This window comes from Vibrio sp. R12-SG2-ISO1, from assembly GCF_059834045.1.
Genome location: NZ_JCBDGO010000008.1, coordinates 158,641 through 178,417, shown reverse-complemented (window position 1 = coordinate 178,417; position 19,777 = coordinate 158,641). Strand labels below are relative to the sequence as shown.

At 48.9% G+C, this 19,777-nt stretch carries 18 protein-coding genes; 14 read left to right on the top strand and 4 right to left on the bottom strand.

Features of this window, described 5'->3' with window-relative positions:
• Positions 1 to 83 precede the first annotated feature (83 nt).
• The 10 genes from fabD (at position 84) to ptsG (ending at position 9,791) form a co-directional block, all read left to right on the top strand.
• On the top strand, positions 84 to 1,010 hold the full coding sequence (gene fabD / locus AC6R10_RS06215; protein ID WP_500671790.1) for an ACP S-malonyltransferase: 927 nt from the start codon (positions 84 to 86) through the stop codon (positions 1,008 to 1,010).
• A 26-nt stretch (positions 1,011 to 1,036) separates the two neighbouring features.
• Positions 1,037 to 1,771, top strand: coding sequence for a 3-oxoacyl-ACP reductase FabG (gene fabG / locus AC6R10_RS06210; protein ID WP_334552782.1), 735 nt, complete (start codon positions 1,037 to 1,039; stop codon positions 1,769 to 1,771).
• Positions 1,772 to 2,076: 305 nt separating this feature from the next.
• On the top strand, positions 2,077 to 2,310 hold the full coding sequence (gene acpP, locus AC6R10_RS06205) for an acyl carrier protein (protein ID WP_004406112.1): 234 nt from the start codon (positions 2,077 to 2,079) through the stop codon (positions 2,308 to 2,310).
• 91 nt (positions 2,311 to 2,401) lie between these two features.
• Positions 2,402 to 3,646 carry a beta-ketoacyl-ACP synthase II gene (gene fabF / locus AC6R10_RS06200; protein WP_334552533.1) on the top strand — a complete coding sequence of 415 codons (1,245 nt, stop codon included), beginning with the start codon at positions 2,402 to 2,404 and terminating at the stop codon, positions 3,644 to 3,646.
• Between the two features lie 84 nt (positions 3,647 to 3,730).
• Positions 3,731 to 4,534: an aminodeoxychorismate lyase gene (pabC, locus tag AC6R10_RS06195; protein ID WP_500671789.1), complete on the top strand. Its 804-nt coding sequence runs from the start codon at positions 3,731 to 3,733 to the stop codon at positions 4,532 to 4,534.
• A complete protein-coding gene (gene mltG / locus AC6R10_RS06190) occupies positions 4,531 to 5,547 on the top strand; it encodes an endolytic transglycosylase MltG (protein WP_500671788.1) in 1,017 nt (338 codons plus the stop codon). The genes pabC and mltG overlap by 4 nt, the downstream gene beginning before the upstream one ends.
• A complete protein-coding gene (gene tmk / locus AC6R10_RS06185) occupies positions 5,544 to 6,194 on the top strand; it encodes a dTMP kinase (RefSeq protein ID WP_500671787.1) in 651 nt (216 codons plus the stop codon). Before mltG ends, tmk begins: the two co-directional genes overlap by 4 nt.
• A gap of 1 nt (position 6,195) precedes the next feature.
• Positions 6,196 to 7,158, top strand: a complete 963-nt coding sequence (holB, locus tag AC6R10_RS06180; RefSeq protein ID WP_500671786.1) for a DNA polymerase III subunit delta' — start codon at positions 6,196 to 6,198, stop codon at positions 7,156 to 7,158.
• Entirely contained in the window at positions 7,149 to 7,916 is a 768-nt protein-coding gene (locus AC6R10_RS06175; protein ID WP_500671785.1) for a TatD family hydrolase, read from the top strand. The genes holB and AC6R10_RS06175 overlap by 10 nt, the downstream gene beginning before the upstream one ends.
• Positions 7,917 to 8,360: 444 nt before the next feature.
• Entirely contained in the window at positions 8,361 to 9,791 is a 1,431-nt protein-coding gene (ptsG, locus tag AC6R10_RS06170) for a PTS glucose transporter subunit IIBC (RefSeq protein WP_500671784.1), read from the top strand.
• Between the two features lie 89 nt (positions 9,792 to 9,880).
• Here the strand turns inward: ptsG and AC6R10_RS06165 are convergent, their stop codons facing one another.
• Complete coding sequence (locus AC6R10_RS06165) at positions 9,881 to 10,666, bottom strand: hypothetical protein (RefSeq protein WP_487901121.1); 786 nt, start codon at positions 10,664 to 10,666, stop codon at positions 9,881 to 9,883.
• A 409-nt stretch (positions 10,667 to 11,075) separates the two neighbouring features.
• On the opposite strand from AC6R10_RS06165, the gene AC6R10_RS06160 reads away from it, so the two are divergent.
• Positions 11,076 to 12,026: a glutathione S-transferase family protein gene (locus AC6R10_RS06160; protein WP_500671783.1), complete on the top strand. Its 951-nt coding sequence runs from the start codon at positions 11,076 to 11,078 to the stop codon at positions 12,024 to 12,026.
• Between the two features lie 101 nt (positions 12,027 to 12,127).
• Positions 12,128 to 13,399 (top strand): MgtC/SapB family protein, encoded by a 1,272-nt coding sequence (locus tag AC6R10_RS06155; protein WP_500671782.1) that lies wholly within the window; start codon positions 12,128 to 12,130, stop codon positions 13,397 to 13,399.
• Positions 13,400 to 13,461: 62 nt separating this feature from the next.
• Here the strand turns inward: AC6R10_RS06155 and pta are convergent, their stop codons facing one another.
• Together pta and AC6R10_RS06145 are read right to left on the bottom strand one after the other, a co-directional pair.
• Positions 13,462 to 15,606, bottom strand: coding sequence for a phosphate acetyltransferase (gene pta, locus AC6R10_RS06150; protein ID WP_334552523.1), 2,145 nt, complete (start codon positions 15,604 to 15,606; stop codon positions 13,462 to 13,464).
• 157 nt (positions 15,607 to 15,763) lie between these two features.
• Positions 15,764 to 16,960, bottom strand: a complete 1,197-nt coding sequence (locus AC6R10_RS06145) for an acetate kinase (RefSeq protein WP_334552522.1) — start codon at positions 16,958 to 16,960, stop codon at positions 15,764 to 15,766.
• Positions 16,961 to 17,305: 345 nt separating this feature from the next.
• On the opposite strand from AC6R10_RS06145, the gene yfbV reads away from it, so the two are divergent.
• Entirely contained in the window at positions 17,306 to 17,758 is a 453-nt protein-coding gene (yfbV, locus tag AC6R10_RS06140) for a terminus macrodomain insulation protein YfbV (RefSeq protein ID WP_500626114.1), read from the top strand.
• Positions 17,759 to 17,872: 114 nt separating this feature from the next.
• Here yfbV and ald read toward each other — a convergent pair whose 3' ends face one another.
• Positions 17,873 to 18,997 carry an alanine dehydrogenase gene (gene ald, locus AC6R10_RS06135; protein WP_500671781.1) on the bottom strand — a complete coding sequence of 375 codons (1,125 nt, stop codon included), beginning with the start codon at positions 18,995 to 18,997 and terminating at the stop codon, positions 17,873 to 17,875.
• Between the two features lie 156 nt (positions 18,998 to 19,153).
• Between ald and lrp the strand changes: the two genes are divergently transcribed.
• Entirely contained in the window at positions 19,154 to 19,648 is a 495-nt protein-coding gene (lrp, locus tag AC6R10_RS06130) for a leucine-responsive transcriptional regulator Lrp (RefSeq protein WP_284190498.1), read from the top strand.
• Positions 19,649 to 19,777 lie beyond the last annotated feature (129 nt).

The following is a 19,777-nucleotide window of genomic DNA, read 5'->3' as shown; positions in this document are numbered from 1 at the left end:
TGCCGCAGTGGCATCTTTTCTTTCTGACAGCAGAAAGAGCAACCGAATCAAGTCTTAAAAGAAATTGAGTTAAGGAAAAGAGTATGAGCAAGTTTGCTATCGTATTTCCAGGTCAAGGATCGCAAGCCGTTGGCATGTTGGCTGAACTTGGCGAGCAATACCCAGTAGTGAAAGCGACGTTTGCCGAGGCTTCAGAAGCACTCGGTTACGATCTTTGGGTGTTGGTGCAAGATGGGCCAGTGGAAGATCTTAACCAGACATTTCGCACCCAGCCTGCGCTGCTAGCCTCTTCGGTTGCGGTATGGCGTGTGTGGCAAGAGCTAGGACAAGAGCTGCCAGCCAACCTAGCGGGTCACAGCTTAGGTGAGTACTCTGCACTTGTGTGTGCAGGTGTGATTGATTTCCAGCAGGCGATCAAGCTGGTTGAATTGCGCGGCCGCTTAATGCAAGAAGCGGTACCAGCGGGCACGGGCGCTATGTATGCAATTATCGGTCTTGACGATGCCGCGATTGCTCAAGCGTGTGAAGACGCAGCGCAAGGCGAGGTTGTCTCTCCTGTTAACTTTAACTCGCCAGGTCAAGTTGTTATCGCTGGCAGTAAAGCGGCGGTGGAGCGTGCGGGCGCCTTGTGTAAAGAAGCGGGCGCAAAGCGTGCGTTGCCTTTACCTGTCTCTGTGCCTTCTCACTGCGCTCTGATGAAGCCTGCGGCGGATAAACTGGCGGTTGCACTAGAAGAGATCGAGTTCAACACGCCTTCTTTACCCGTCATCAACAACGTGGATGTCGTGGCAGAGACCGATCCTGCGAAAATCAAAGAAGCACTGGTGCGTCAGCTTTACAGCCCGGTGCGTTGGACGGAAAGTGTTCAGCTCATGAGCGAGCAAGGCGTCGAATCACTGCTAGAATTTGGTCCAGGTAAAGTATTGACTGGCTTGACGAAACGTATTGTAAAAACGCTTAGCGGCGCAGCCGTTAACGATGTCGCTTCACTCGAAGCAGCTAAGTCATAAGCGACTCAAAGGAAACAACAAACATGATGAATCTTGAAGGTAAAATCGCACTGGTTACCGGTGCTAGCCGTGGTATCGGCCGTGCTATCGCTGAACTATTGGTTGAGCGTGGTGCGACAGTGATCGGTACTGCAACCTCTGAAGGCGGTGCGGCAGCGATCAGCGAATACCTAGGTGACAAAGGTAAAGGACTCGCGTTAAACGTCACAGACGTGAACTCCATCGAGTCAACCCTGAAAACCATTAATGACGAGTTTGGTGCGATTGACATCCTAGTGAATAACGCAGGTATCACACGTGACAACTTGCTGATGCGTATGAAAGACGATGAGTGGAACGACATCATCGATACCAACCTCACGCCGATTTTCCGTATGTCAAAAGCGGTATTGCGCGGCATGATGAAAAAGCGTCATGGCCGTATCATCAACGTAGGTTCTGTGGTTGGCACTATGGGTAACGCAGGTCAGGCTAATTACGCGGCAGCGAAAGCGGGCGTGATTGGTTTTACTAAATCAATGGCACGTGAAGTTGCGTCTCGCGGCATCACAGTGAACACCGTGGCGCCTGGCTTTATTGAGACAGACATGACCAAAGCATTGAACGACGATCAGCGTGCGGCAACACTATCGAACGTCCCAGCGGGCCGTCTTGGTGACCCACGTGAGATTGCGTCGGCAGTGGTATTTCTGGCGTCCCCAGAAGCGGCATACATCACCGGCGAAACTTTGCACGTAAATGGCGGGATGTACATGGTTTAAATTGAGCTTTAGCAAGTGAAAGTGAACTTTTACATCAAATATCACTCGAAACTTTGCTGAATCTTCAATTTGTACCCAATGTCGCCAAATTGGCTATTTAATGTAATAAAAATAGCCTATAGTCAGTGTTTATTGGCAGCGAAGTGCACAAGATTTGTGCATGATTTAAGTCAAAAATGTATTGAATTTCGGTTAAAATCGCTAAAATTGTGGTTTGACCAGCAAGGTCCCACTTGCAACTTTCAATAGTTCGAATAAACTACGGAATCATCGCATTGAGCGAAATCTGTAAAGGAAAAGAAAAAATGAGCAACATCGAAGAACGCGTAAAGAAAATCATTGTTGAACAGCTAGGTGTAGACGAAGCAGAAGTGAAAAACGAAGCTTCTTTCGTTGATGACCTAGGTGCCGATTCTCTAGACACTGTTGAACTAGTAATGGCTCTAGAAGAAGAATTCGACACTGAGATTCCAGACGAAGAAGCTGAGAAGATCACTACTGTTCAAGCTGCAATCGACTACGTAAACAGCGCTCAGTAAACCCCTCTCTCAGGCGGCCAACTGGCCGCCTGTGTTTTATCAACTCTTCTATACCTCCCATAGAATCATTTCAAACCCGGAGAATAAAATCGTGTCCAAGCGTCGTGTTGTTGTCACTGGCATGGGTATGTTGTCACCGGTAGGCAACACTGTAGAATCCTCTTGGAAAGCCCTGCTAGCTGGTCAAAGTGGTATCGTCAATATCGAGCACTTTGATACTGAAAATTTCTCAACTCGTTTTGCAGGCCTAGTCAAAGATTTTGATTGCACAGAATACATGTCAAAGAAAGATGCACGTAAGATGGACTTGTTCATCCAGTACGGTATCGCAGCGGGTATTCAGGCTCTTGATGACTCTGGCTTAGAAATTAACGAAGAAAACGCCGCACGAGTGGGCGTCGCTATCGGTTCAGGCATTGGTGGCCTTGACTTGATTGAAGCGGGTCACTCAGCATTGGTCGAGAAAGGTCCACGTAAAGTGAGTCCGTTCTTCGTCCCATCGACCATTGTTAACATGGTGGCGGGTAATTTATCGATTATGCGTGGTCTACGTGGTCCAAATATTGCGATCTCGACGGCGTGTACAACTGGTCTGCACAACATCGGCCATGCAGCGCGTATGATCGCGTATGGCGATTGCGAAGCGATGGTGGCGGGTGGCTCAGAAAAAGCGTCCACCCCACTTGGTATGGCAGGTTTTGGTGCAGCGAAAGCACTGTCTACTCGTAATGATGCGCCTCAAAAAGCCTCTCGCCCTTGGGACAAAGACCGTGACGGTTTCGTTCTTGGTGATGGCGCAGGAATGATGGTGCTAGAAGAGTACGAACACGCGAAAGCGCGTGGCGCGAAAATTTACGCTGAAGTGGTTGGCTTTGGTATGTCAGGTGACGCTTACCACATGACTTCGCCGAGTGAAGATGGCTCAGGCGGTGCATTGGCAATGGAAGCGGCCATGCGTGACGCGGGTATCGAAGGCACACAAGTTGGTTACGTGAACGCACACGGTACATCGACGCCAGCAGGCGACGTCGCGGAAGTGAAAGGCATTCGCCGTGCATTGGGTGAAGCGGGCGCGAAACAAGTCAAAGTGTCATCAACCAAGTCGATGACAGGACACTTGTTGGGTGCTGCGGGCTCAGTAGAAGCCATCATTACCGTACTCTCTTTGCGCGATCAGATTGTGCCGCCGACGATCAACCTTGATAACCCGGAAGAAGGGTTAGAGGATATCGATCTTGTGCCACACACTGCGAAAGAAGTATCGATGGATTACGCGATTTGTAACTCATTCGGCTTTGGTGGTACGAACGGCTCGTTGGTGTTCAAAAAGATCTAAACCGTGCTACGTGTAGTCGGATGATTTGTGTTAAAACGGCTTAATGCTTCGGTATTAAGCCGTTTTGTTTTCTAAGGTGGATGGATGTTTTGGGTCAATGGACAAAGAGCGGACTCAATTGCGCTAAGTGATCGATCGTTTCAATATGGTGATGGCTGCTTTACGACCATACTGACTCGCCATGGTCAGATTGAGGGGTGGTCAGCCCATGTGACAAGAATGGAAGCGTGCTTGCGTTTGCTGGGTATTGAGTTTCCAGATTGGCAGCGAGTGCGACAATGGCTAGAGACGGCGTCACTGCCTGCAGCGAAAGCTGGTCTCAAGCTGCATGTCAGCCGAGGAGAAGGTGGGCGCGGATATAGCCCTGCGCACGTCACGACACCCAATGTTACTATTAGCCACTTTCCATTTCCCGCCCATTATGAACAATGGCAACAGAATGGCGTAGCACTTGGCGTGTGCGAGCGGCGTTTAGGCCACAACCCACTCCTTGCTGGTCACAAACACAACAACCGACTTGAGCAAGTGTTGCTCAAACAAGAGTTAGACGAGCAAGGCTATGCAGATGGCTTGGCACTCGACATTGATGGCTTCGTGATAGAAACCACGATGGCGAACCTATTTTGGTGTCGCGAAGACACGCTATTTACCCCCGACCTTACTCTTGCGGGGGTCGCGGGGACAATGAGAGAGCGCGTGCTTCAATGCGCATTGACAATGGGATTGCACATTGAAGTGGGGCAATTCACGCTCTGCGATATTGAACAGGCCGACGAGGTCTTCATCTGCAACGCTTTGTTAGGTGTCGCACCGGTCAGCGCTATTTCGCACAAAATGTTCATCATTGGACCACAAACTCGACGATTTCAGGAGAACCTTTCCTCGTGATTAAGAAAATCACCTATTTATTGATTGCTATATTGTTGATTGCTTTTGCGGGTTACCGCTACATCACTAACCAAGTGAATGAGTACGTCAATCAACCCCTATCGATGACACAAGAACGCATTTTTACCCTTAAAACCGGTACCAGCTTTCAGCGAGTGTTAAGTGACCTTACTCAGAGCGACTTTATCGAACCGAGCGATTTAACGCCGCTGGTTCGACGCTTTTATCCCGAGCTTACTCAAGTAAAAGCGGGCACCTATCTGTTGGAACCTGGCGTGACGCTACGTCAAGCGTTGCTGCTTTTTAAGTCGGGTAAAGAGCACCAGTTTTCGATCACCTTTGTTGAAGGGTCGACGTTCAAAGAGTGGCGTGAAGCGCTGTCTCAAGCGCCGCATCTGACGCATGATACGACAGAGATGACGGAAGCGGAGATTGCCCAAGCGCTAGAGCTCGATGTGGAGAAGTTAGAAGGCATGTTCTTAGCCGAAACCTACCACTATACCTTCGGAGCGTCAGAGTTGGATATTCTTGAGCGAGCATCGCGTAAGCTCACTCAGGTGCTCTATTATCATTGGGCAGAACGTCAGCGTGATTTACCATTGAAATCGTCGTATGAAGCCCTCATTCTTGCTTCTATCATTGAAAAAGAGACCTCAGTGGAAGAAGAGCGAGAGCGAGTCGCGTCAGTGTTTGTTAATCGCCTCAACAAAGGTATGCGTTTGCAAACCGATCCGACGGTTATTTATGGTATGGGCGACAGCTACGACGGCAACATACGTAAAAAAGACCTTCGTACGCCCACGCCTTACAACACCTACGTCATTTTTGGTCTGCCACCTACGCCGATCGCGATGCCGGGTGAAGCCTCTATTGCAGCGGCGACCAACCCTGAGAATGGGGATTACTATTACTTTGTCGCCAGTGGAACCGGCGGTCATGTGTTTTCAAAAACATTGGCTGAGCACAACCGCGCGGTCCGAGCCTATTTAAAACAGTTAAGAAGTAAACAATGACACAAGCAAAATTTATTGTTATCGAAGGATTAGAAGGCGCGGGTAAAAGCACTGCGATTCAAGCCGTATTGACCACGTTACAAGCGACGGGCATCACTTCGATTCAACAAACACGCGAACCCGGTGGCACCACGTTGGCTGAAAAGTTACGTGACTTGGTCAAGCAAGAGCATGAGGGTGAAGTGCTGCAAGACATGACGGAGCTGCTGTTGATGTATGCCGCGCGTGTCCAACTGGTGGAAAATGTCATCAAGCCGGCCTTGGAAAAAGGTGAGTGGGTGGTGGGCGATCGTCATGATATGTCCTCGCAAGCCTATCAGGGTGGCGGCCGACAGATTGCCGCTGAGACGATGTCAACACTTAAACAGACGACACTAGGCGACTTTAAGCCCGACTTGACCTTGTACTTAGACATCGACCCACGAGTAGGTCTTGAGCGAGCGCGTGGTCGGGGTGAACTCGACAGAATTGAAAAAATGGACATGAGCTTTTTCGATCGTACTCGCGCACGCTATCTTGAGATCGCGCGCCATGATGCAACGGTTCTGATCATCAACGCTGAGCAATCCATAGATCAAGTGGCTGCTGATATCTCTGCGGCGTTGAAAGGCTGGCTAGAGGCTCAGACTGAGCAAGGCGTCGCCTAGTATGAACGAGCTGTACCCTTGGTTAACGCCGCTTTGGGCGGAGTGGAAATCGAGCCTCGAACACCAGCGTTTTGCCAACGCCTCGATGTTGATTGCACAGAGTGGCATGGGGGCAGAGCAGTTGGTGGACAGACTCTCCAGAGCAGTGATGTGCCAACACGACAACTCTGAGCCGTGTGGGTTTTGTCATGGTTGCCAGTTGATGCAATCGCAAAGCCATCCCGATTTTCATCGAGTGGTCCCTGAAAAAGAGGGCAAAGCGATCACGGTTGAACAGGTGCGGCAGTGCAACCGGTTAGCACAAGAATCTTCCCAACTTGGTGGCTATCGACTGTTTGTGATTGAGCCGGCTGAGGCAATGAACACGTCCGCCTCGAACGCTTTGCTCAAAACCTTGGAAGAGCCAGGGGAAAACTGTCTGTTCCTTTTGGTGACGCACCGTCAGAATCATCTGCTTGCCACCATCACCAGTCGTTGCCAGCAATGGTATCTCAATACGCCGAGTGCCGCCGACGTCGCAGAGTGGTTGTCACATCACACACAAAAGGCGGTGCCAGCCTTTGCCGCCCATATTCATGCGAACTCCCCGCTCGACACGTTGGCGTTTATTGAGCAGGGGGGGGAAGCTCAGTATCAGCAGCTAGAGTCCGCCTTGCTTGCGTTTTTGGTCAGCCAAGACGATGGGGTGAAGCTTGCTAAGGAATTGGCGAAAGCGCCCGATGAGTCTCTCCCCTGGTTATGGACCTTGCTGACCGACGCACAAAAAGTTCATTTTTCAGTGAGGGATGAGGCGATGACACCTGGTTGTCAGCGTTTAGCAGAGACAGTGTCTTACGCGCAGCTCTACCAACATACACAATCACTGACTAAACTTATTAATCAACTGAGTGACCACCCAGGGCTCAACGCAGAGTTACTGATCATGAGTTGGTTGTTCTCATTAAAAGAGGAATTATGTTTGTAGATTCGCACTGTCATCTGGATAAGCTTGATTACCAAGAGCGACATAATGATGTGGCTGATGTCATAAAGAAAGCCAACGCTGCTAACGTCACCGAATTGCTTTCGGTAGGGGTAACGCTTGATTCGTTTCCCGATATGTTGGCTATGATTGAGCCTTATGACAACGTACACGCGTCGTGTGGGGTTCATCCATTAGACGTCGAAAGTGACTTTGCCCTTGATCGCTTACATGAATACGCTCGTCATCCGAAAGTGGTCGCGATTGGTGAAACGGGGCTGGATTATCACTATCAGCCGGAAACCGCTGATCTGCAAAAACTGCGCTTTGAGCAGCAGGTTGAACTCGCGGTCAATGTGAATAAGCCGCTGATCATCCATACACGCAACGCACGAGAAGATACTCTGGCTATTTTAAGAGCAGGGCATGCAGAGAAATGCGGTGGTGTCATACACTGTTTTACGGAAGATCTTACCTTTGCTAAGCAAGCGATGGAGTTAGGCTTTTACATTTCCATCTCTGGTATCGTGACGTTTCGACAAGCAACGGAGTTGAAAGACGTGGTCAAAGTGTTGCCACTTGATCGCTTGTTGATTGAGACCGATTCACCCTATTTGGCCCCGGTTCCTCATCGTGGCCAACAAAATGAACCTGCCTATGTGGTTGAAGTAGCGGCATACATCGCGAAGCTTAAGTCATGCGGCCTGCATGAGGTGGCCACAGCCACAACGACGAACTTCAAAAAACTTTTTTTAAGATAGAAATTAATGGCGGTATAAAAAAGGGGCGCGCGCCCTTTTTTTTTGTTACAAACGTCACGGATCTGACTCATCAAACCAGTGTTCACCAAATCTGTTGAAGATGCGAGCCAAAATTTGTTCAAATGTAATTTTGTTACATAAAATAACAATCTATTCTATTTTATTTACGCCACAAAATTAATGTTGTGCAATAAAAAGTTCATATTTTTCATGGGGATAAGTTGGTATAAGGGCCTTGTTTGGCGCTTCGTTATTGTGATCTATCTAGTAGTTTGAAACTTATTTTCGTAACGCGCTAGAAAGTTTGTTCACCATCAAGATATATTTAGAGGCAGAAAATATACTGTCATATGTGGTTACATTTTCTTTGGGTGCTAACATTTAAGGCTGCGGGGGTGTGCCGTTAGTGCCCGATAATTCTTATAACTTTTCAGGAGCATAAACATGTTTAAGAATCTTTTTGCTAACCTGCAAAAAGTAGGTAAATCACTGATGCTACCAGTATCAGTATTGCCTGTTGCAGGTATCCTACTTGGTGTTGGTGCTGCCAACCTTGGTTTCATTCCAGAGATTGTATCAAACCTAATGGAACAAGCGGGTGGTTCAGTATTTGGCCAGATGGCACTGCTATTTGCAGTGGGTGTCGCTCTAGGCTTCACTAACAACGACGGTGTAGCGGGTCTTGCTGCTATCGTTGGTTACGGCATCATGACGGCAACACTAAGCGTTATGGCTGGCGTGATGGGCGTTGAGAAAATCGATACGGGTGTTCTCGGTGGTATCCTAGTCGGTGGTGTGGCTGCGTGGGCGTTTAACCGCTTCTTCCGCATTCAACTGCCTGAGTACCTTGGCTTCTTCGCTGGTAAGCGTGCTGTGCCAATCATCACTGGTTTTGCAGCTATCGCACTGGGTATCGTACTGTCTATCATCTGGCCACCAATTGGTTCAGCGATCGGTGCGTTCTCTCACTGGGCTGCAGAGCAAAACCCACAACTTGCCTTCGGTATCTACGGTATCGTTGAGCGTTCATTGATCCCATTCGGTCTACACCACGTGTGGAACGTACCTTTCTTCTTCGAAGCAGGTCAATGTGTGAACGCAGCAGGTCAAACTCAAAACGGCGTACTGACATGTTACCTAGTGGCAGATGAAGCGTCTCGCGCAGCAGGTAATGGCTTCGGTCAGCTTGCAGGTGGCTACATGTTCAAGATGTTCGGTCTACCAGCAGCGGCTATCGCAATTGCACACTCTGCTAAGCCAGAGAACCGCGTTAAAGTTATGGGTATCATGGCGTCAGCAGCGTTGACTTCATTCCTAACAGGTATTACTGAGCCAATCGAATTCTCATTCCTATTCGTTGCGCCACTACTTTACGGAATCCACGCTCTACTTGCTGGTTCTGCATACGTTGTTGCTAACACTATCGGCTTCGTACACGGTACATCATTCTCTCACGGCTTGATCGACTTCCTAGTACTTTCTGGCAACGCTCAGAAGATGGGTATCATGATCGCGACTGGTCTTGTTTACGCAGCAATCTACTACGTAGTATTCCGTGCAGTGATCAAAGCGATGGACCTAAAAACTCCTGGTCGTGAAGACGAAACTCAAGCTGAAGCGGCGGCGTCTGGTTCAGATATGGCTGGTGAACTTGTTGCAGCGTTCGGCGGTAAAGCAAACATTACAGGTCTTGACGCGTGTATCACTCGTCTACGTGTTGCGGTTGCGGACACAGAAGTGGTTGACCAAGACAAACTTAAGAAATTGGGTGCAGCAGGCGTTGTAGTCGTCGCAGGTGGTGTTCAAGCTATCTTCGGTACTAAGTCTGACAACCTTAAAACAGATATGGATGAGTGGATTCGTAACAACGGATAATCCCTACCCTCATCGATAGATAGAAAAATGCCAGTCAAGTGACTGGCATTTTTTATGGCTTAGCGTTATTAAATGTGCACGGCTGGCACTCAGAAACGCCAATCGATCCCCAATGAAATTTTCGCATCTTCGCTACGCTTTTTCGGGCCTAGAACTTCGGTCTCAATATTGTGATAGCGGCCTTCCACAAAGATATTGATGTTCTGACCATTCACATACGCTTGCATACCTTGAACCCACATCAAATCGACAAAGTTGAGGTCATCAATACCATCGACAGCTTGTCCAGCCATCGCTTGAATGACGGTGTAGTGGGTGTCATTCCAAGGCTGCAAGGCGTAAAGGTTGACCGATGCTAAGTGGGCATCTTTCGCCCCCACAGAGTGCAGCACAGATTGAATCTCATCAACGCTACCGCCACTGTTTTTGGCGATGCGGCCTGCCGCTTTATTGAGGTCGACATCCACATAAGTGTAATTCACTGAAGGGAAGAACTTTGTGGTGCCATTGGCGGCTTCCAGAGGCAGCATGTAGCCTGCGGTGTAGGAGTCTGCCAGCTTAGTGCCATACAAGTCGATATAAACCCCGCCCACACGACTGTCAAAATGCGCCATGCGTGCACGCATGTTATCTGTATCCGTAAAGTATTCACCAAAGAGCACGGTTTGAGTTTTACCTTCTGGTCCCGCATCGTAAAGGTTGGCAGCGCCATAGCCGGCAAACAGCTTTAGCTCACCGCTGTCTGTATTGACCATAGTACCAATGCGAGATTGGGTATTTCGTGGATCGAACGCGTGCAACTCATCCGAGTCCGCAGCAAAAATTGGGCTAGAAGCGAGGGCCAGAGCCACTGCACAAATCGTGGTGTTTTTCATCGTTATACCTTTTTCGTTGTTGTGCGCCAGCGAAGGGAGAGGGCGCTTACGACGTATCCTAATGAGATCAAAAAATGAGAAACATAGAGAGGGGGTTATTAAACACATAACAATCGAAGATGTATGTCTTGATTGAAATGTGATGTTCTCCGTGACGTTAGCAAGAGGTATGGAAATTGTTGCAATTTACTGGAAGGTATATCAAGTTTCAGCGCTCATAGTGGAGAGGCTAGGAATAGATGAGTCAAAGGATTGCTTTCATTTATCTCTACCGGTTATGAGTAAGTTTGCTGGCAGTTATTCAAATATGTTGACCAAGTTCGTCTAATTTCCCTTACTGCCATTTTGAATCAACTCGCTATAGTAAAAGCAAGGTTTTTACAGTGAACGAGAATAACGAAGGTGAATTATGGGCAAGCTAGTTGAAGGCGTGTGGCACGATGTGTGGTACGACACTAAATCAAACGGCGGTCAATTTGTGCGCGAAGACGCCGGGTTTCGTGATTGGGTCGTCAATAAAGAGGGCGCGCGCTTTGCGCCGGAATCCGGGCGCTATCATCTTTATGTCTCGCTCGCGTGTCCTTGGGCTCACCGAACTCTAATTTTTCGCCGCCTAAAAGGGCTGGAGCCTCATATTGATGTCACTGTGGTCTGCCCAGATATGATGAGTGAAGGCTGGCAAATGGGGCTGCCTGAGCCGCTGTTTGGTCATACGCGATTGCACCAAATCTACACTCAGGCTAAGTCCGACTACACAGGGCGCGTTACGGTGCCTGTCTTGTGGGATAAAAAGCACAACACCATTGTCAGCAATGAGTCGTCAGAAATCATCCGTATGTTTAATCATGCGTTCAACGACTTGACGGGCAATACTCTCGATTACTATCCAGACCACCTCCGCGAAATGATTGATGAGTGGAACGATTTTATCTACCCCAACGTCAATAATGGTGTCTACCGCTGCGGTTTTGCGACGACGCAAGAAGCGTACGAAGAAGCATACGATAAGCTGTTCTCTGCGTTGGATACGCTTGATACTCATCTCGCGAGTCATCGCTACCTAGCGGGCGGTCAGGTAACGGAGGCCGATTGGCGTTTGTTTACCACCTTGATTCGTTTTGATGCGGTGTATGTGGGCCACTTTAAATGCAATAAGCAGCGTATTGAAGATTACCCAAACTTGCACGGTTATCTAAAAGAGTTGTACCAAGTGGAAGGGGTCAAAGAGACCACAGATTTTTATCATATTAAGCGCCATTACTATTTCAGTCATACCGGGATCAACCCCACACAAGTGGTACCTAAAGGACCAGAATTAGACCTCGATTCTCCCCACGGACGAGAGGCCATCAGCGCTTAACTTAATCCCCCGCACTTCGCGGGGTTTTTTATGCCCTATCACAGAATTATCTGCGTTAGTTCCTACACTTAACATTGAACAGTTAGCAAGTGGGAGGGCGTATGGAGTTACAACATCTCGTCAGCGATGAGCAGCTCTTTTGGCATCTTTTGATTGCGTTGATGCTTGGGGCGATTGTTGGGACACAGCGTGGCTGGGTGATGCGCAATAATGCGGAAGGCACGCGCGTTGCAGGGATCCGAACCTTCTCTCTCGTAGCGGTACTCGGCGCGCTGGTCGCGATTTTAGCCAAAGTCTATTCCCCTTTGCTGCTGGGTTTTGCTTTTGTCGCCTTGGTGATTCTTGCTTGTGTGGCGTTTGTCGCGCAGCAAAAAAACAGCACCAGCATCAGTATTACCGGTGTGGTCAGCTTGCTGATGACCTTTGTTCTCGGCGCGCTCACGGTCTCGGGGTACGCTGTCTTGGCTGCGTCAGCGGCGGTGATTACGGCAGTGGTGCTTGATAACAAACGCGAACTGCACCAAGCGCTGCAACGTCTACAAGAGTACGAATTGGACGCGGCACTGCGGCTATTGATGATCTCCATCGTCTTATTGCCATTGCTACCAAATCAAACCTTTGGGCCTTGGAATGCGCTCAATCCATATGAAATTTGGTGGATGGTGGTGTTGATCGCAGGCATCTCTTTTGTGGGCTATTTTGCGATCAAAATTGGCGGTACCAAACGGGGTATCTTGTTCACTTCGCTATTTGCTGGATTGAGCTCATCGACGGCGCTGACATTGCAATTTTCTCATCTATCACGGGAACAGCCGCATTTGAGCGGTTTACTCGCTACGGGCATATTAGTCAGTTGTGGCACCATGTTTCCGCGTTTACTGATTGTGCTAAGCGTGATTAACCCCTTACTGGTCGAGCAAATCGCATACCCAGCGTTAGGGACGATGGCAGCACTCTATCTGCCCGCATGGTGGATTTGGCGCGGCTGTCATATCGAGCCTGTCGAACCCAATAGCAAGCAAAGTAACCCACTTGCGTTGCAATCGGCCTTGCTGTTTGGTTTGGTGCTCGCGGGGATCATTTTACTTTCGCATGCCTTGACTGAGTGGTTTGGTGAGTCGGGTGTGCTGATCCTGGCGGGGATCTCTGGCATGACAGATGTCGATGCAATTTCTCTCGCGCTGGGCAGACAAAGCGTGACCATATTAAGCGTAGAGGTGGCATCGCTGGCGATCTTAATTGCGGCGGCGGTGAATACGTTAGTAAAAATGTCGATGGTGGCCATCATTGGTGGCCGGGTGCTATGGCACAAAGTGGTGCCGGTTATGAGCTCCGCCGTTATGCTCGGCGCCGTTATGTATGGCTTGCAATAATAGGGAAATAAAAAAGCCCTCCAGTAGTCGGAGGGCTTAAAAGAGTCTCGCAAGAGCGGTGATTACTTCTGCTCTTGGTCTGCTTGAATCGCTGTCAGCGCGATGGTGTAGACGATGTCATCAACCAAGGCACCACGAGATAGGTCGTTCACCGGCTTGCGCATACCTTGCAGCATTGGACCGATAGAAACAAGGTCAGCACTACGCTGTACCGCTTTGTACGTCGTGTTACCTGTGTTTAAGTCTGGGAAGACAAATACCGTCGCTTTACCTGCAACAGGTGAGTTCGGTGCTTTAGACGCTGCCACATTCTCCATGATCGCCGCGTCGTACTGTAGCGGACCGTCAATCACTAGATCAGGACGTTTTTCCTTAGCAATGCGTGTTGCTTCACGCACTTTATCGACGTCTGCACCTTTACCAGACTCACCGGTAGAGTAAGAGATCATCGCAACACGAGGATCAATACCAAAGGCTGCAGCAGAGTCGGCAGATTGAATCGCGATTTCCGCCAATTGTTCCGCCGTTGGATCTGGGTTGATCGCACAGTCACCGTAAACCAGTACTTGGTCTGGCAGTAGCATGAAGAATACAGACGAAACGATAGACGCATTCGGCGCAGTCTTAATGATTTGGAACGGAGGAACGATGGTGTTCGCCGTAGTGTGAACCGCACCTGAAACTAGGCCATCGACTTCGTTGTTTTCTAGCATCATGGTGCCAAGGAATACGGAGTCTTCCAGCTTCTCACGTGCAACCACTTCAGTCATGCCTTTTGCACCACGAAGCTCAACTAGACGAGCAACGTAGTTTTCACGGATAGCATCTGAGTCGATGATCTGTACACCAGCGCCAAGCTCAACACCTTGCTGCTCTGCAACGCGGCGGATTTCAGCTGGGTTACCTAGCAGCACACACTCAGCAATGCCGCGTTCTGCACAGATGGCAGCCGCTTTCACTGTACGTGGTTCGTCGCCTTCTGGAAGTACGATACGCTTGCCTGCTTTACGCGCCAGTTCAGTCAACTGGTAACGGAACGCGGGTGGACTTAGGCGACGTGATTTTTGCGTGCCTTCAGTCATAGACTCAATCCAGTTACCGTCGATGTGGCCAGCAACGTGTTCATTGATGAACTCGATACGCTCTTTATCATCTGCGGGAACTTCGATGCTGAAGCTTTGCAGGTTCAATGAGGTTTGCCACGTGTTACCTTGTGCTTTAAAGATAGGTAGACCAGTGTCAAACGCTGGCTGACAGAGACCTGCGATTTCCTTAGGAATGTCGTAGCCGCCGGTCAGCAAAATAGCACCGATGTCGACGCCGTTCATTGCCGCCAGTGATGCGGCAACGATAACGTCAGGACGGTCTGCTGACGTCACAAGCAGTGAACCCGGTTTGAAGTGTTCGATCATGTTTGGCAAAGAGCGCGCACAGAAAGTGATGCTCTTAATGCGGCGAGTGTTGATGTCACCGGCGTTAATGATGTCTGCTTTTAGGTGCTCTGCCATGTCGATAGCGCGTGTCGCGATGAGATCGATGCTCCAAGGCACACAACCCAGTACACGGATAGGAGATGTGTTGAAGATCTCCATCACTTTTAGCTCGTTTTGCTTCGCGCTGTCGGCGTCATCAAAGATCTCAGACAGATCAGGGCGAGTACGACCCGCTTCGTCAACCGGTGCGTTGAGCTTGTTGATGATCACGCCAGAGATGTTTTTGTTCTTAGTGCCACCAAAGTTTGAACACGCAACTTCAATACGCTCTTTCAGTTGCGCAGGGTTATCGGTACCCGGTGTGGCGACAAGCACGATTTCTGCGCCCAATGTGGCCGCGATTTCCGCGTTCACTTGGTTGGCAAATGGGTGCTTACGCGTTGGCACAAGACCTTCGATCAGGGTTACGTCTGCATCTTTGTTGATCTGGTTGTAACGTTCAACGACGGTTTCTAGCAACTCGTCCATGTTGTCGTTACCGATCAAGCTTTCCGCGACAGACATCGGCATTGGCTGGCCGATTTTCACATCGCTGTTACGGCCCACAATCGTCGAGGTGAGATCCGGTTGATCGCCACCGCTACGAGGTTGACAGATTGGCTTGTAGAAAGAAACTTTAACGCCTTTGCGCTCCATAGCGCGAAGAACACCCATACTCACGCTGGTCAGACCGACGCCAGCACTGGTAGGGATAAGCATAATAGTACGAGACATTCGTAGAGTACCTTTAGCTATTAGGGGGAGTTAAGCACAGTGACATAAACGATAGAGAGGGAGAATGCCAGTTGTGCCCCTTGGTCATCACAGTTAGCTGTAATTGACCGACTTCAGTTAGAAAACCGGCTAGCACTTGGCTAGCCGGTGAATCTGATTAAAGACCTGCTAGGCGAGCAGTGTCTTCGGCAATGACAAGCTCTTCGTTGGTCGAAATCACCATTGCTGGGATGCGGCTGTCTGCAGTTGTGATGGTGCCTTCACCACCAAAACGTGCTTTCAGGTTTGCTTCACCATCTACTTCGATACCGAATACGCCTAGACGGTTCAATACCATCTCACGGATTGGGCCAGAGTTTTCACCGATACCGCCAGTAAAGACGATCGCGTCTAGACGGCCTTCCAGTGTCGCAGTGTAACCCGCTACGTATTTCGCTAGGCGGTGACAGAATACGTCCATCGCACGCGTTGCTTCTTCTTTTTGACCGTAGTTGTCTTCAACGAAACGACAGTCAGACGTCACTTCAGTTAGACCTTGTAGGCCAGACTCTTTAGTTAGCATGGTGTTGATTTGCTCAACAGAGTAACCTAGTGCGTCGTGTAGGTGGAAGATGATAGCAGGGTCGATATCACCACAGCGTGTACCCATCACCAAACCTTCAAGCGGTGTCAGACCCATGGAGGTGTCTACTGATTTACCGTTCTTGATTGCACACACAGATGCGCCGTTACCTAGGTGACAGTTGATGATGTTCAACTCGTCAGCCGGTTTACCTAGACGCTCAGCTGCTTCGCGAGCGATGAATAGGTGTGATGTGCCGTGCATGCCGTAGCGACGGATACCGTGCTCTTTGTACAGGTTGTATGGCAGTGCGTATAGGTACGCTTCTTCAGGCATAGACTGGTGGAAAGCCGTATCAAATACCGCAGACATTGGTAGGCCAGGGAACGCTTTTTGAGCCGCTTTAATACCAATGATCGCTGCTGGGTTGTGAAGAGGCGCCAACGTTGCACAGTCTTCGATACCTTTCAGTACGTCGTCAGTGATAAGCGCAGATTGCGTGAATTTCTCGCCGCCGTGTACCACACGGTGACCGATCGCTTTCAGTTGCTGTGCAAGTTCTGGCTTAGAAGCAAGAATAGTTTCAACGATGAAAGAAAGAGCTTCATCGTGCGCAGCGCCTTCACCAAGTTGTGCTTCGTGTTTGCCATCTAGCTTCCATTTGATACGCGCTTCTGGAAGATGAAGACATTCAGCAAGACCGGTTAGGTGCTCGTCGCCGTTTGCTGCATCAACAATAGCGAACTTAAGAGAAGAACTACCGCAGTTTAAAACTAAAACTAGCTTTGACATGAGTGACTACCTGTAATAATCAGTTAGGATAAAAATTAATCACAAGAATAGACGATACGAGGTTCGCTGCGTACTAATCTTGGTCAAAAAAACGTCGAATTCCGTATAAAGAGACAGTAACGTCTCCCGAACGTTACCATTGCATCCTTGCAGATAGGTCCCATAGAGTTGCGTAAATTGTAAATAACAGCAACAATGAGATTGTGGGTCCGCGAAGGATAACGATAATAGAGAATAATAACAAAAAATTTTGAAAGAATATTAACTTTTATCAATTTTTTACTTAGAAAGTTTAATTTTTCAACTAAATTTTAATTTGGTCGCCTAAACCAGTGAGAGAGTCGTATGAGTAATAAAGTCGGTTTGATTCATAGCCTACGTGACGGTCAAAAATACATGGAAATCTGGCCGATGCGCAAAGAGCTTAACATGCTGTTTCCAGAGCAACGCATCATTAAGGCGACTCGGTTTGGTGTGAAGGTCATGCCTGCGATTGCGGCCATCAGTGTGCTGACTCAAATGGCGTTCAACAACTATCAGGCTATGCCGCAGGCGGTGATCATCGCCTTGTTTGCCATCAGTATGCCCATTCAAGGCATGTGGTGGCTTGGCAATCGTTCGAACACTGTACTTCCTCCTGCGTTGGCAGGCTGGTATCGAGAAATCCATCAGAAAATTGTCGACAGTGGAGGCGCGCTAGAGCCGATGAAATCTCGTCCGCGTTATAAAGAGTTGGCGCGTCTACTTAACCGCGCGTTTAAACAGCTAGATCGCGCTTCATTAGAGCGTTGGTTTTAAGCGTTCTCGTATTGACCCGTACGGCTTGGCCAGAGCCACTTCTTAGAATCAATAGAATAAAGAAAGCGCTTGTGTTTCGGCACAAGCGCTTTTGTTTGTTGTTGCTGTTAAAGCTTAGTTGAACATCGCGATCGCTTGTTCTGGATCGACGTACTCAAGGTCAAAGCTTTCCGCCACTTCTTGGCAAGTTACTTTACCGTGAATCACGTTCAATCCTTCCAGGAAGCCTTTGTCTTCGAGTAGCGCTTGGCGATAGCCTTTATTGGCCAGTGTGACAATGTACGGCAAGGTCGCGTTGTTAAGAGCGAAGGTTGACGTGCGCGCAACCGCACCCGGCATGTTCGCTACACAGTAGTGGACAACGTCATCGACAATGTAGGTCGGATCGGCGTGCGTGGTCGCGTGAGAGGTTTCAAAACAGCCGCCTTGGTCGATAGCAACATCCACTACCGCCGCGCCCGGTTTCATCTTGGCTATGTGCTCTTTAGTGACCAACTTCGGCGCCGCTGCACCAGGGATCAATACCGCACCGATGACTAAATCCGCTTCAAGTACGTGTTTTTCAATGGCATCTTTGGTTGAGTAGACGACTTTTGCACGGCCTTGGAACTCTTCGTCCAAGCGGCGCAAAGTGTCGACATTTCGGTCAAGGATAGTCACATCTGCGCGCAGACCAACGGCCATGCGTGCCGCGTTTGCACCGACCACACCACCACCGATGACCACCACTTTTGCAGGCTCAACACCCGGTACGCCGCCTAGCAGCAGACCACGTCCGCCGTGCGATTTTTCCAAGGTTTGCGCACCGGCTTGGATAGACATTCGACCCGCAACCTCAGACATTGGCGCTAATAGTGGCAAGCGACCCATATTATCTGTTACAGTCTCGTAGGCTATACAGACGGCTTTGCTCTTGATTAGCTCTTCAGTTTGTGGAAAATCTGGTGCGAGGTGTAAATAAGTAAATAAAATTTGCCCTTCGCGGAGCATGGCTCGCTCGACAGCTTGAGGTTCTTTAACCTTTACAATCATCTCTGCCTTCGCAAATACGTCGGCAGCAGTAGGAAGAATGGATGCGCCTACAGCGATGTAATCATCGTCTGAAAAACCTATGCCTGCGCCGGCATTGGTTTCAACAAACACTTGGTGGCCTTGTGAGACTAACTCGCGGACGCTGGCTGGGATCATGCCCACACGGTATTCGTGGTTTTTAATTTCCTTTGGTACGCCAATGATCATCCTGACTCCTTATCGATAAATGGTTGTATCAACTGTACTTAGGGTAATTCTGTCGAATTAATGCCTAGTATAGTTAGGATGTAATAAAATTTGATACCGTATATTAAGAAGTTGTAGTATAAATTTTTGCAAGGAAGTAATAAGGTGGAATAAAAAATGGCAGACAACAATAAGAAGCCGTCCAAGGATCTAGACCGTATCGATCGCAATATTCTGAATGAGTTGCAAAAAGATGGTCGAATTTCGAATGTAGAATTGTCTAAACGAGTCGGTCTTTCGCCCACTCCGTGTTTAGAGCGCGTAAGACGCTTAGAGCGTCAGGGATACATCACTGGGTACACAGCGTTGCTCAACCCTCAGTACCTAGACGCGTCTCTATTGGTGTTTGTGGAGATCACGCTAAACCGTGGTGCTCCAGACGTGTTTGAACAGTTTAATGCAGCCGTACAGAAGCTTGACGACATACAAGAGTGTCATCTTGTTTCTGGTGATTTCGACTATCTTTTGAAAACACGCGTTTCGGATATGAGTGCTTATCGTAAACTGCTAGGGGATACACTACTTCGTCTACCCGGTGTTAATGACACACGTACTTACGTGGTTATGGAAGAAGTGAAACAAACCAATCAATTGGTGATCAAAACTCGTTAATCCCTAAGCCCAGTATGGGAGTGACTATGCAGGGCGAAGGCGAGACAAAGTGAGAATCCCTTTCGATATTCTGACTTTTCATAATTGGGTTTTGTAGGCCGATGTGGTTAAATCAATAGTCCGTGCAGC